The organism is Sphingopyxis sp. Q841 (assembly GCF_052384365.1).
Taxonomy (GTDB): Bacteria; Pseudomonadota; Alphaproteobacteria; order Sphingomonadales; family Sphingomonadaceae; genus Sphingopyxis; species Sphingopyxis terrae_A.
The window spans coordinates 321504-334803 of sequence record NZ_JBQSUM010000002.1 but is presented as its reverse complement, the minus strand read 5'-3'; the positions used below and the strand labels follow the sequence as shown (position 1 = coordinate 334803).

The 13300-nt window shown below is 64.1% G+C and carries 12 protein-coding genes and 1 tRNA gene; 6 read left to right on the top strand and 7 right to left on the bottom strand.

Translation table 11 applies throughout. The annotated features are described in order from the left end of the window. Positions 1-7: 7 nt before the first annotated feature. Positions 8-1006 carry a 2-hydroxyacid dehydrogenase gene (locus ACT17R_RS12000; protein ID WP_186403057.1) on the bottom strand — a complete coding sequence of 333 codons (999 nt, stop codon included), beginning with the start codon at positions 1004-1006 and terminating at the stop codon, positions 8-10. A 136-nt stretch (positions 1007-1142) separates the two neighbouring features. Between ACT17R_RS12000 and ACT17R_RS11995 the strand changes: the two genes are divergently transcribed. Then, positions 1143-1601, top strand: coding sequence for an SH3 domain-containing protein (locus ACT17R_RS11995; RefSeq protein WP_003044512.1), 459 nt, complete (start codon positions 1143-1145; stop codon positions 1599-1601). A gap of 84 nt (positions 1602-1685) precedes the next feature. Here ACT17R_RS11995 and ACT17R_RS11990 read toward each other — a convergent pair whose 3' ends face one another. Next, positions 1686-2150, bottom strand: coding sequence for an RcnB family protein (locus tag ACT17R_RS11990; RefSeq protein ID WP_217373306.1), 465 nt, complete (start codon positions 2148-2150; stop codon positions 1686-1688). Positions 2151-2417: 267 nt separating this feature from the next. Next, a complete protein-coding gene (locus ACT17R_RS11985; protein ID WP_217373307.1) occupies positions 2418-3605 on the bottom strand; it encodes an acetyl-CoA C-acyltransferase in 1188 nt (395 codons plus the stop codon). Between the two features lie 166 nt (positions 3606-3771). On the opposite strand from ACT17R_RS11985, the gene ACT17R_RS11980 reads away from it, so the two are divergent. From ACT17R_RS11980 to ACT17R_RS11960, 5 genes are all read left to right on the top strand, one after another. After that, the gene (locus ACT17R_RS11980; protein ID WP_444809506.1) at positions 3772-5226 is read left to right on the top strand and encodes a coniferyl aldehyde dehydrogenase; all 1455 of its coding nucleotides are present in this window, start codon (positions 3772-3774) and stop codon (positions 5224-5226) included. Positions 5227-5292: 66 nt separating this feature from the next. Then, positions 5293-5377 (top strand) — tRNA-Leu (locus ACT17R_RS11975). A gap of 95 nt (positions 5378-5472) precedes the next feature. Next, complete coding sequence (gene ku, locus ACT17R_RS11970) at positions 5473-6333, top strand: non-homologous end joining protein Ku (RefSeq protein ID WP_444809505.1); 861 nt, start codon at positions 5473-5475, stop codon at positions 6331-6333. A gap of 156 nt (positions 6334-6489) precedes the next feature. Beyond that, on the top strand, positions 6490-8997 hold the full coding sequence (gene ligD, locus ACT17R_RS11965; protein WP_444809504.1) for a DNA ligase D: 2508 nt from the start codon (positions 6490-6492) through the stop codon (positions 8995-8997). Between the two features lie 298 nt (positions 8998-9295). Beyond that, positions 9296-9916, top strand: coding sequence for a PilZ domain-containing protein (locus ACT17R_RS11960; RefSeq protein WP_234180212.1), 621 nt, complete (start codon positions 9296-9298; stop codon positions 9914-9916). Between the two features lie 5 nt (positions 9917-9921). Here ACT17R_RS11960 and ACT17R_RS11955 read toward each other — a convergent pair whose 3' ends face one another. The 4 genes from ACT17R_RS11955 to ACT17R_RS11940 form a co-directional block, all read right to left on the bottom strand. Continuing rightward, on the bottom strand, positions 9922-10581 hold the full coding sequence (locus ACT17R_RS11955; protein ID WP_186403050.1) for an FABP family protein: 660 nt from the start codon (positions 10579-10581) through the stop codon (positions 9922-9924). Between the two features lie 24 nt (positions 10582-10605). Beyond that, positions 10606-11457, bottom strand: a complete 852-nt coding sequence (gene aguB / locus ACT17R_RS11950; protein WP_186403049.1) for an N-carbamoylputrescine amidase — start codon at positions 11455-11457, stop codon at positions 10606-10608. A gap of 110 nt (positions 11458-11567) precedes the next feature. Further along, entirely contained in the window at positions 11568-12029 is a 462-nt protein-coding gene (locus tag ACT17R_RS11945; protein WP_186403048.1) for a hypothetical protein, read from the bottom strand. Positions 12030-12308: 279 nt separating this feature from the next. Then, positions 12309-13292, bottom strand: a complete 984-nt coding sequence (locus tag ACT17R_RS11940) for an agmatine deiminase family protein (RefSeq protein ID WP_444809503.1) — start codon at positions 13290-13292, stop codon at positions 12309-12311. Positions 13293-13300: the final 8 nt, after the last annotated feature.

The window sequence follows — 13300 nt, the reverse complement described above, 5'->3', positions numbered from 1 at the left end:
GGGTCCTCTAAGCCCACCCCTCCAGCACCTGATCGGGCGGCCGGTGCCCGTCGCACCAGGCGCGGATGTTGGCGATGACCTTTTCGCCCGACGCCTCGCGGCCCTCGATTGTCGCCGAGCCGAGGTGGGGTAGCAGCACGACATTGTCGAGCGCGAGCAGGTCGGGGTCGACCGCGGGCTCGTGCGTATAGACGTCAAGCCCCGCGCCCGCGATGCGACCGGTCTTGAGCGCCGCGATCAGCGCCTTTTCGTCGATGATTTCGCCGCGTGCGGTGTTGATCAGATAGGCGGTCGGCTTCATCGCGCCGATACGCGCCGCGCTGACCATTTCATGGGTTTCGGCGGTGTGTGGGCAGTGGATCGTGACCACGTCGCTGATCCGCAACAGCGTGTCGACGCTCGCATGATAGCTCGCGCCCAATTCCTCTTCGATTGTTTCGGGTAGGCGGCGACGGTTGTGATAGTGGATCGACAGGCCGAAGGCGCGAGCGCGCCGCGCGACGGCGAGGCCGATGCGTCCCATGCCGACGATGCCGAGCAATTTGCCGCCAACGCGGTGGCCCAGCATCGCGCTCGGCGCCCAGCCCTGCCATTTGCCCGAGCGCATCAGCTTTTCGCCCTCGGCCAGCCGGCGCGGGACCGACAGGATCAGCGCCATGGTCATGTCGGCGGTGTCCTCGGTAAAGACTCCGGGGGTGTTGGCGACCATGATGCCCTTCGCGCGCGCCGCGGCGAGGTCGATATGGTCGACCCCGGCCCCGAAATTGGCGATCAGCTTGAGCCGATCGCCCGCCGCGCCGATGATCTCGGCGTCGATCTCGTCGGTCACGGTCGGCACCAGCACGTCGCAGTCGGCGACCGCGGCCTTGAGTTCGTCCTTGGTAAAGGCGTGATCGTGTGCCGACAGGGCGACGTCGAACAATTCGGCCATGCGCGCCTCGACCGCCGGCATCAACTGGCGGGTGACGATGACGCGCGGGCGTTTGGGGCGGGATGAATCGGGCATGGCGCCGATAGAGCGCGGCGGCGCGTGGGGGTCAAGAGGGCCAAGCGTGCGCCGACGCGAAAGCCGCTGTGGACGAACGGGGCGAAGGCTGCGGCGAACGGTTGAAAAGCGCCCCCGATTTTGACAAGGCAGGTGGATGACCAGCCGCACAATATTCGCCCTCCTGACGCTGGCCGTGGCGACCGGACCCGCCGCGGCGCAAAGCGACCCCGAACTGCCCTATTGGGCATCGATCAGCGTCGACGAGGCGCGGATGCGCAAGGGGCCGTCGCCCGATGTGCCCGTGGTGTGGGAATATCGGCGCAAGGATCTGCCGGTCAAAGTGGTCGCGCGCCACGATATCTGGCGCAAGATCGAAGATCCCGACGGGACGCAGGGATGGATGGCGGCGCGGCTGCTCAGCCGCACGCGCACCGCGATCGTCACCGGTGGCATCCGTCCGATGCGCGAAAAGCCCGACGCCGCCGCGGCGATCGCCTTTCGCGCCGAGGCCGGTGTGGTCGGCCGCATCACCGACTGCAAGGACGGCTGGTGCCTGTTCAACGTGAAGGGCCGCAAGGGCTGGATCGAAACCGACCACATATGGGGCGATTGATCACCCGCAACGCATGACCCCCGCAACGCATGACAAAGGGGCCGGCAATCGCCTGCCGACCCCTTCTCTCGTCACCATTGGCATTTAGCGCCAGCGGAAGTGGTTATAATAGACGCGAACCACCTTGCCCGAGCGCACATTGACCAGCAGCAGGTCGTTATAGTGGCGGACATAGGCCAAGTTGCGGCCCGCCTTCGGCACGCCCCAGCGCGCATCATAGTTCAGGCGATAGGTCGGGGCGTAATAGGTCGAACGCAGCGAATTGCCGACCGCGAAGCGGTGATAGCTGAACGGCGCACGCCAGTTCTGGTAGCGATTGTCGCGGCGCCAGTCGCGCTTGTCCTCGCGATATTCACGCTTCGCGTCGCGCACGTCGCGGTGGGCATCGCGCACATCATGGCGATCGCCATAGCGCTTCGCCTGGTTGAGGTCGCGCTGTTCCTGGCGAATATCCTGTCGATCGCGGGCGAGCTCGCGCGTCTGGGCCTGCGCCACGGCGGGGACCATCATCGCGGCGATCAGGCCGGCGGTGAGAATTTTGCTCTTCATAATGCCATTCCTTGTCTTGCCGTCAGGGGAGGGGATCTGCCCGATGACAGGGAAAGGATTAGGCGAGTCGAATTGAACGGAGCCGGAATGCCGCGTTTATTTTGAGGACATTAGTGTCGCAAAGTGTCGCGCGGGTTGAAAATGGCCGCGGCGCGACCGTCGTCATTGCGAGCGGCGGAGCCGCGCGGCAATCCAGAGCTGGCATAAACCGCTCTGGATTGCTTCACCCGGCTTTCGCCGGGTTCGCAATGACAGCATGGAGCTGCCTTAAACCAGCTCGACCGCGACCGCGGTGGCTTCGCCGCCGCCGATGCACAGGCTGGCGATGCCGCGCTTCTTGCCGTGGCGCTGAAGCGCGGCGATCAGCGTAGTGATGATGCGCGTGCCGCTGGCGCCGATCGGATGGCCGAGCGCGGTCGCGCCGCCGTGGACATTGATCTTGTCGTGCGAAATGCCAAGGTCGTGCATCGCGAACATCGCGACGCAGGCGAAGGCTTCGTTGACTTCGAACAGGTCTACGTCGCCGATCGACCAGCCGGCCTTCGCCAGCACCTTGTTGATCGCGCCGACGGGAGCGACCGTGAAATCCTTGGGTTCCTGCGCGTGCGCGGCATGCGCGACGAGCTTGGCGACCGGCTTCTTGCCCTTCGCTTCGGCGACCGACCGGCGCGTCAGCACGACCGCGGCGGCGCCGTCGGAGATCGACGAGCTGGTCGCTGCGGTGATCGTGCCGTCCTTGGCGAAGGCAGGACGCAGCGTCGGGATCTTGTCGGGGTTGCCCTTGCCGGGCTGTTCGTCGGTGTCGACGACAACCTCGCCCTTGCGGGTGGTCAGCGTGACGGGCGTGATTTCGGCGGCGAAGGCGCCGTCGGCGATCGCTGCCTGGGCGCGCTTCAGCGATTCGATCGAATAATCGTCCTGCGCCTGGCGGCTGAGCTGATAGGCGTCGGCGGTGTCCTGTGCGAAAGTGCCCATGGCGCGGCCGGCGTCATACGCGTCCTCCAGCCCGTCGAGGAACATATGGTCATAGGCGGTGTCATGGCCGATGCGCGCGCCCGAACGATGCTTCTTGAGCAGATAGGGGGCGTTGGTCATCGACTCCATGCCTCCTGCAACGACGAGGTCGATGCTGCCTGCGGCAAGGGCTTCGGCGCCCATGATGACGGTCTGCATGCCCGAACCGCAAACCTTGTTCACGGTGGTCGCCTGCACCGACTTGGGCAGGCCCGCCTTGATCGCCGCCTGACGTGCCGGCGCCTGGCCGAGCCCGGCGGGCAGCACGCAGCCCATATAGATGCGTTCGACATCGTCGCCGGCAACGCCCGCGCGCTCGACCGCCGCCTTCACCGCGGTCGCGCCGAGATCGGTCGCGCTCGCGTCCGACAACACGCCCTGCATGCCGCCCATCGGGGTGCGGGCATAGGAGAGGAAAACGACGGGATCGGTGGCGGTCATGGCAAAAGACTCCGTAGGGGAAAGGTCATCGGTGGCCCGATTAGCGCCTTTGCTGCACTTGCGAAAGGGGGTGGGGTAGGGGGATCGCCCTAAACAATGCGCGTTTCAACTTGAAACCCGCTGCAGAGCGTGGTCAAACAGGCGCAATCATATGGGGAGACGGGTCATGGCCACCGCCATCAAGGAAGATATCGCCAGCGAAACCGCGCGGATGCGGCGCGTGCTCGAAACGCAGCGGGCCAGCTTTACCGCCGCGATGCCCGAAAGCCTGTCGGTCCGCACCGACCGCATCGACCGCGCGATCGCGCTGCTGGTCGATCATGCCGAGGATTTCGCCAAGGCGGTGAGCGAGGATTTCGGCCATCGCAGCCGCGAACAGACGTTGATGACCGACATCATGCCGTCGGTCAGCGCCCTCAAGCATGCCAAGAAGCATATGGCGGCCTGGTCGCGCGGCGAAAAGCGCAAGCCCACCTTTCCGCTCGGCCTGCTCGGCGCGAAAGCCGAAGTCGTCTATCAGCCGAAGGGGGTCGTTGGCGTCGTGGCGCCGTGGAATTTCCCAGTCGGCATGGTCTTCGTGCCGATGGCGGGGATATTGGCGGCGGGCAACCGCGCGATGATCAAGCCGAGCGAGTTTACCGAGAATGTCTCCGACCTGATGGCGCGCCTCGTCCCCGACTATTTTGACGAGAGCGAAATGGCGGTGTTCACGGGCGGGGCCGACGTTGGCGTCGCTTTCTCGAAGCTGGCTTTCGACCATCTGATCTTCACCGGGGCGACCAGCGTCGGCAAGCATATCATGCGCGCGGCGGCGGATAATCTCGTGCCCGTGACGCTCGAACTGGGTGGCAAGTCGCCGACGTTCATCGGACGCAGCGCGAACAAGGATCTTGTTGGGCAGCGCGTCGCGCTCGGCAAGATGATGAATGCGGGGCAGATCTGCCTGGCGCCCGACTATCTGCTCGTCGCCGAGGATCAGGAGGGCGAGGTGATCGACAGCGTGAGCAAGGGCGTCGCGTCGCTCTATCCCACGCTGCTCAAGAATGATGACTATACGTCGGTCGTCAACGGCCGCAATTTCGACCGCCTGCAGGGCTATCTGGCCGACGCGCGCGAAAAGGGCGCCGAGGTGATCGAGGTCAATCCCGCGAACGAGGATTTCGCGAGCGCCAACGGCCACAAGATGCCGCTTCATATCGTGCGCGGCGCGACCGACGATATGAAGGTGATGCAGGAGGAAATCTTCGGCCCGATCCTGCCGGTCAAGACCTACAAGACGATCGACGAGGCGATCGATTATGTGAATGCGCATGATCGTCCGCTCGGCCTTTATTATTTCGGGCAGGACAAGAGCGAGGAGGACCGCGTGCTGACGCGGACGATTTCGGGCGGCGTCACGGTCAACGACGTGCTGTTTCATAATGCGATGGAAGACCTGCCCTTCGGTGGGGTCGGGCCGTCGGGAATGGGCAATTATCACGGCGTCGACGGCTTCCGCACCTTCAGCCACGCGCGCGCCGTTTATCGCCAGCCCAAGCTCGACGTCGCCGGGCTCGCCGGCTTCAAGCCGCCCTATGGCAAAGCGACCGCCAAGACGATCGCGAAGGAATTGAAGAAATAGCTTGGCAAGCGGCGGCGCTTCGCCCTAGGGGGAGCGCCGCGCTTTCGGGCGATGCGCCCGTGGCAGGCCCCTGTGGTGAAATTGGTAGACGCGCTCGACTCAAAATCGAGTTCCGCAAGGAGTGCTGGTTCGAGTCCGGCCAGGGGCACCATAACCCATAATCGACCTTCAGACGCGTAACGGCTCCGGCGGAACCCGCATGGCAGGCCGCGCATTGCATTCGCATTCCGCTATGGAGGTTTGCAGATGGTGCAACGCGCCTATTGGAAGGGTCAGATCCGCCTCGCACTGGTGTCGATCCCGGTCGAAATCTATCCGGCAACCAAATCGGGGGCCAGCGTCAGCTTTCGCCAGATCCACGAACCGAGCGGCAAGCCGGTCAAATATGAAAAGGTCGTGCCCGGCATCGGCGCCATCGATACCGATGATATCGTTAAGGGCTATGAGGTGTCTAAGGGCCAGTATGTCCTGCTCGACGAAGAAGAGATTGAGGCGGTCAAGCTGGAGAGCAAGCGGACGCTCGAGCTTGTCCAATTCGTCGACGCGAGCGACATCGACATCCTCTATTATGAAAAGCCCTATTATGTTGTCCCCGCCGACGATCTGGCCGAGGAAGCCTATATCGTCCTGCGCGAAGCGCTGCGGCGAACGAAGAAGGTGGGGCTGGGACAGCTTGCGCTGCGCGGTCAGGAACAGCTCGTTGGGCTGCGTCCTTGCGGCAAGGGGCTGGTGCTCGAAGTGCTGCGCTATGCCGAGGAAGTGAACAAGGCGGCCAGCTATTTCCGCGACGTGTCCGCGAGCAAGCCCGACGCCGACCTTCTCGATCTCGCCGAAACGCTGATCGACAAGAAGAGCGGCAAGTTCGACGCCGCCGACTATCACAATCACTACGTCGATGCGCTGAAGCGCGTCATTTCCAAGAAGGCGAAAGCCAAGGGCAAGCGCGTGCTCGAGGATGTCGGGGAACCCCCCGATGTGCGCGAAGGATCGAATGTCATTGATCTGATGGCAGCGCTCAAGGCGTCGGTCGACGGCAAGAAAACGGCCGCCGCTGCGACGAAGAAGAAGGCGCCAGCCAAAAAGGCGCCGGCAAAGAAGCGGGCATAGTCTCGTGAGCGCCGGATTGCCGCCGGCTGTTTTGTGCCCCTGCGAAGGCAGGAGTTCATCATCCGGCCTCGCGCCATTTTCCTACGGTTCGGCTCGCGTTGCCCGCATCGGTGATGGGCCCCTGCCTTCGCAGGGGCACAGCCAGGGTGGAACGCGATGACCCGTGCCGACCCTCTCGCCCGATATAACAAGAAACGCGATTTCACGCGGACGTCCGAACCTGCGGGCAAGGTTGCGAAGGGGGGCGGCAATCGCTTCATCGTCCAGAAGCACGACGCAACGCGCCTCCATTACGACTTCCGGCTCGAAGTCGATGGCGTGCTGAAAAGCTGGGCGGTGACGCGGGGGCCGAGCGCGAACCCCGACGACAAGCGGCTCGCGGTACGCACCGAAGATCATCCGATGGCCTATGCCGATTTCGAGGGGGTGATTCCCAAGGGCGAATATGGCGGCGGTTCGGTGATGCTGTGGGATCGCGGCACCTGGGCGCCGGTCGCGGGCAAGAGCACGAAAGATCTGGAAAAGGGCCACCTTCACTTCGCCCTCGACGGCGAGCGGATGAAGGGCGAATGGCTGCTCGTCCGCATGAAACCGCGCGCCGGCGAAAAGCGCGAAAACTGGCTGCTCCGCAAGATCGACGACGCCTATGCGGGGGGCAGCGACGACTTGACCGGCCGCTACCTCACCAGCGTCCTCACCGGCCGCCCGATGGCCGAGATTGCGGGCGACGAGGACGGCGAGCAATCGCTGAAGGGCGCGAAGGGCGGAGCCTTTGCCAAAAAGATGGCCGCCGCCGCCGCGCATAACCGCAAGGTCGCCAAAGGCTCAAAAGCAGGCGCCAAGCCGCCCAAATTCCGCAAGCTGCAGCTGGCGACGCTCGTCGACAGCGTGCCGGCGGGCAACAACTGGTTCCACGAGATCAAGTTCGACGGCTATCGCGCGCTCGTCGCCGCGGCGGGGAATCAGGTCGTCGTCTATACGCGCAGCGGGCTCGACTGGACCGACAAGTTTGCCCCGCTCGCCCGCCATATCGCCGCGCTCGACCTGCCGCCCTGCCTGATCGACGGTGAGATCGTCGCCTATGGCAAGGACGGCAACCCCGACTTCTCCTCGCTCCAGGCGGTCCTGAAACGCGGCCACGGCGCGCAGGACGAGGCGACCGACCTCCACTTCTTCGCCTTCGACCTGCTCGAAGAGCGCGGCAAGTCGCTCACCGTGCTCGGCAATCTCGAACGCAAGGAGCGTCTCGAGGCGCTGCTCCGCGATGCGGCGCCGCCGATTGCTATCGCCGATCATGTCATCGGCGCGGGCGAAAAGCTCTATGAGGCGATGTGCGGCGCAGGGCAGGAGGGCATCATCGCCAAGCGCGCCGATGCACCCTATGCCGGCCGCCGGTCGAAAAACTGGGTGAAGGTCAAATGCACCCGTCGCCAGGAATTCATCATCGTCGGTTGGAAGGAGAGTTCGGCGAAGACACGCCCCTTCGCCTCGCTCCTCCTCGCGCAGCGCGAAAAGGGCGAATTCGTCTATAAGGGCAATGTCGGCACCGGCTTCGATGCCGATACGATGGCGATGCTCGCGGCGAAATTCGCGGGCCGCGCGCGCAAGACTGCGCCGGTCGAGGTCGACAAGGAGGCGGCGCGCAAGGTCCATTGGGTAAGGCCCGACCTTGTCGCCGAGATCGCCTTCGCCGAATATACCGCCGGCGGCTCGGTCCGCCACGCGAGCTTCGTCGGGCTGCGCGCCGACAAGGAGGCGAAGGACGTGAAACCCGAAACCAAGGCCAAGGCTCCCGCCCCGGTCGGCGACGTGAAGATCAGCAGCCGCGAGCGCGTCATCTTCCCCGAGGCAAAGGCGACGAAGGGCGACCTCGCCGACTATTATGCCGCGGTGGCGCCGGTCATGCTCCCTCACCTCGCGCGCCGCCCGGTCAGCCTCGTCCGCTGCCCGCAGGGGCGCGCGAAGCAATGTTTTTTCCAGAAGCATGACTCGGGCAGCTTCGGCCCGCACGTCCGCCACGTCCCGATCGAAGAGAAGGACGGCGGCGTTGAGGATTATCTCTATGTCGAGGATGCGGACGGCATCCTCGCCTGCGTCCAGATGGGGACGATCGAATTCCATGGCTGGGGCAGCCACGCAGACGCCGTCGAACGGCCCGACCGCATGGCATTCGACCTCGACCCCGACGAAGGCCTCGATTTCGCCGACGTCAAAAAGGCCGCGGCGGATTTGAAGCGCCAACTCGCCGACATCGGCCTCGTCAGCTTCGCGATGCTCTCGGGCGGCAAGGGCGTCCATGTCGTCGTGCCGCTCGATCCGGGGCACAGCTGGGACGCGCACAAGGATTTCTCGAAACGCTTTGCCGAGGCAATGAGCCTTGCCGAACCCGAGCGCTTCGTCGCGACGATGAGCAAAGCAAAGCGCAAGGGAAAGATCTTCATCGACTGGCTGCGCAACCAGCGCGGCAGCACCGCAATCATGCCCTATTCGGCGCGCGCGCGGGCGGGGGCGCCGGTGGCGGTTCCCATCGATTGGGACGGGCTGGCCGCCATCGACAGCGCGCGTCACTGGACCATCGCAGACGCCCGCGCCTTGCTCGATCGCGCCGCGAGCCCCACGCTGAAGGGATGGGGATTTGCGCGGCAGGCGCTGCCCGCGATCTGACCCCGCATCGGCGCTGCGATCCTCCCGCTTTCGAGGCCCGCAAAATAACGATGCTTAGCCATTTAATGTTGCAATTCTGGCACCGTTAAAATGGGGAAAATGTGCAAATTATTCATAATCGGGATGCATGCTTATCGGGTGGTTCCGTCAACTTGTTGAAAGCAGGTTAACCTTACTCGGGACATGTTTGAATATTTTGCAGAATTCGGATATTCTTGCCCGACTAGGCGTGAATATTCTCCGTTAGTTCGATGCCATTTCCTTCCATCGGGATGGCATTGTGGATCAGGAGGATGGAATGATCGAACCCCGCTTTTCGGGCACGGCGCACGAACCCAGGGCCGCGACCGATGGCGATCGTCGTGGGGGGGACCGTTACCGGACGGTCTGGCGGATCGCAAAAGTCGTGCGCGACAATGATGTCGGGCTGTGGCGCGTGCGCAATATTTCCGATCGCGGCATGCAGCTTGCGGCCGACGTTCCCGTCCATGTCGACGAAAATCTGGACATCTATCTGTCCGACAGTGTCGTGCTGAAGGGCAAGATCGTATGGGCCGACGGTGGCCGCTGCGGCGTCGCCTTTCACGAGGAGATCGACGGCGCCGGCCTGCTCAAACAGCTTGCTGCCGAACAGCGCGCTTATGGCTATCGCGCCCCGCGCATCCCGCTCCACTCGCGCGCCAAGGCGCAGGTCGATGGGGTCGAAAGCATCATCGAGCTTGTCGACATGTCGCAAAGCGGCGCGGGCTTCGTCCATGGCGGACATCTTGAGGTCGGGCGCCATCTGCACCTGACGCTGGCCGACGGGCTGGAGCGCAAGGCGATCGTGCGATGGGCGCGCGGCGGCCGCGGGGGACTCTGGTTTACCGAACCGCTGAACCGCGTCGATCTGGAAAGCATTCGCCGCTTCGAGGGCTGAACCGTTCAGGCGATCGCCTTTGCCGTGCCGTCGCGGACGATCTTCGCCCAAGGGTTGAGATCGGCTTCGGCAACCTTGACCAGCCGGTTGTGGTCGCGGTGCCGGAAAGGCTCGTCGCGGCCATGCACCATCAGCATCGTGTCGGAGACATAGCTCCACGATCCGTCAGCATGGAATTCGACGTCGAGCTGATAGCTGTCGGTACGGAACGCCGCTTCCAGAAACGCGGTCGAGCAGATGCCATATTCGGTCTGGCCGCGCTCGGCGCGGACCGACAGCTTGCGCGCATCGGGCACCGCGTGCCCCGCCGCAATCGCGATCTGGCCGCGCGGGATCGCCAGCGTCTGCAGGATCAGCCCGGTCGCCGGTTCGTAGAGCCAGTAACCGACCTGGTCATGGAAGGTGATATCCTCTTCGGGCGTGTTGATGTGCAGATGGTAGCGCAGGCCATAGAATAGCTGCGGCCCGTTCGCTTGCGGGTCGATCGGCTGCATTTCGACCCGTTCGTAATAGTTGCGGGTTTCGGGGCCGTCGGCCTTCGGATTGACATCGACGCCGCGCTTTCCTTCCCAGATACCGGCGAAGTGGCGCAGCGGGCCGAGATTGGCGAGCGTGTCGGGATCGACATTCTCGGGCTCGGTGAAGATGTCGTTCGGCACGTCCATGCGTTATCCCCCCAATCCGCGCGGTCAGATGTCCTCGGCCAGCCGTCCGTAAAGCTGGGGCCGGCGGTCGCGGAAAAAGCCCATGCCCGCACGATGCTTCGCCGCGCGGTCGAGATCGATCGTTTCGACCAGCACCCCCGTTTCGGCGGCGCCGAACGCCTGCGTCAGATCGCCCCATTCGTCGGTTATGAAGCTGTGGCCATAGAAATTCGCGTCACCCTCTGCGCCGATGCGGTTGGCGGCGATCACCGGCATGCAGTTCGACACCGCATGACCCTGCATCGCGCGGCGCCACATGTGGCGGGTGTCGAGGTCGGCGTCATAGGGCTCGCTGCCGATCGCGGTCGGGTAGAAAAGCAGTTCGGCGCCCATCAGCGCCATCGCACGCGCGCATTCGGGATACCATTGGTCCCAACACACCCCGACGCCGATGCGGGTGCCAAAGACGTCCCACACCTTGAACCCCGTGTTGCCGGGGCGGAAATAATATTTCTCTTCATAGCCCGGCCCATCGGGGATGTGGCTTTTGCGATAGATACCCATGATCGCGCCATCGGGGCCGATCATTGCGAGCGTGTTGTAATAATGCGGCCCGTCCTTCTCGAAGAAGCTGGTCGGGATCGCGACCTTCAGCTTCGCGGCGAGCGCCTGCATCGCCTTGACGCTCGGATGCTCGGCGGTCGGGTGGGCGCTAGCGAACAGCGCCTCTTCTTCGACCTGGCAGAAATAGGGGCCTTCAAACAGCTCGGGCGGCAGGATGACCTGCGCGCCCTTGGCCGCCGCCTCCTCGACGAGCGCCGTGACCGCGTCGATATTGGGTTGCACGGGTCCGGGAAGGGGGAGCTGGAGCGCGGCGACGGTGATGGTACGGGTCATGAGGCGGATATAAGCAAGCCAGCGCATCTTGCCACCGCAAAAGCGGATGAGCGGTTGGCGTTGTTAGGATCGGGGGCGTCGGCTAGCGACCGATGGCGGTCATCGGGCCATCAAAGCTGTGACGCGTCCCACGGCGACAGCCGTAAAGGTTCTCTTTGTTGCACGATCGTCGAAGCCGCTTCCTGCCTTAACGTTGCCGCGTCCGATGCGAGGTTGGACATGCGCTCGGCCTTTAGACGAAGCACCGATGTTCGATCCCCGGGGCCATTCAACACACGCCCGAACATTTCGGCTGCTTCATCGTTACGCCCGACTAGCCCTGCTGCGACCCCGGCGTTGTAGAGCATCCAACTTGGGTGCGCCGGTGCCTGTCGCGCTTCGGTCCGTCCCTGTTCCAGGAGAATCTCGGCCGTATCGGGTAGGGAACTAAACATTGCCGCAAGTCGCCGTGCTCCATCGGCCGCTCTGTCGGCGAGGCGCGCGACTGCCACCGCAAATTGTTCGTCCGATAAGTATTCCTCGAAGCCTTCCAAGCGTCCGCCGAAGTCGAAGCTGATCGGCGCAACGTCCATCCCAAGCCAGTGTGCTCCGACGTTAAGATAGCTGCCCTTGCTCCAAGAGCTTGGCTGGAACTCGACAACAGTGAGCCACCAAGAATGATCGAAGAACCATAAGCGCGATTGCCCTTTGCGCTGAAAGCCTAAGGGCCTCAGCGCCGCTGTTGCGGCGTTGGCAATGATCTTGTCGTGTGGGCCCGGTATTCGTCCTCCGCGCCAAAACCTATTCGCGCTTTCGTCGGTTTCCTACCCCAACACCGACGCTTGCACCACCATCCGTGCCCACGCGTCGCCTCACGCCGGCACCTGCTGGCTCGAGCAATGGAAGCTGCCGCCGCCGGCGATGATTCCGCGCGCTGGAACGCCGACGGCGCGGCGATCGGGGAACAGCACCGCGAGTGCCTCGACTGCAGCAGCATCGTTGGCGACGCCATAGGTCGGGACGACTACAACCGTGTTGCCGATGTAGAAGTTCATATAGCTCGCCGCGACGATCTCGCCGTCCATCTCGACCCGGCCGGGCGAGGGGAGGTCGACGATCTCGATGCCACCGAACGCCGCGGCGCGCACGCGCGCATCCTCGTAAATATCGGCGTTGGGGTCGTCGCTGCCCGCCGCCACGGGCAAGGCAAGCCGCCCCTCGCCCACGAAGCGGGCGAGATTGTCGACATGGCCGTCGGTATGGTCGCCGACCAGCCCCTTGCCGAGCCACAGCAGGCGGTCGATACCGAGGGACTGGTGTAGCCTTACGGCAATGTCCGTGCGCGTCAGAGACGGGTTGCGGTTGATGTTGAGCAGGCATTCCTCGGTCGTGACGCAAAGTCCGGTGCCGTCGACGTCGATCCCGCCGCCTTCGAGCACCCAATCCTGCTCATCGACGGGCAGGCCGCTTTCGGTCGCCAGCGCGGCGCCGACTTCCTGATCGCCCGGCATGACGAATTTCTCGCCCCACCAGTTGAAACGAAAGTTGCGCGCGCGCCTTTTCAGGCCCGCTCCCACGATGATCGGTCCCGTGTCGCGCAGCCAGATGTCGCCGAGCGGCTGCACCAGGATGCGCACCCCGTGGTCGACGAGAGCCGCAGCAATCTGCGCCTGCCGCTCGTCATTGACCACTAGCCGCACCTCCTCGCCGCGGCCGCCGTCGTGGACAACGTTGGCAAAAGCAGCGACATCGGCACGCGCCGCATCGATTTGCCCCGCCCACTCGTCATCGAGGTGCGGAAAGCCGATCCACACTGCGGCGTGCGGCGCCCATTCGGCGGGCATATGGAGCGTCATGGGCGCCG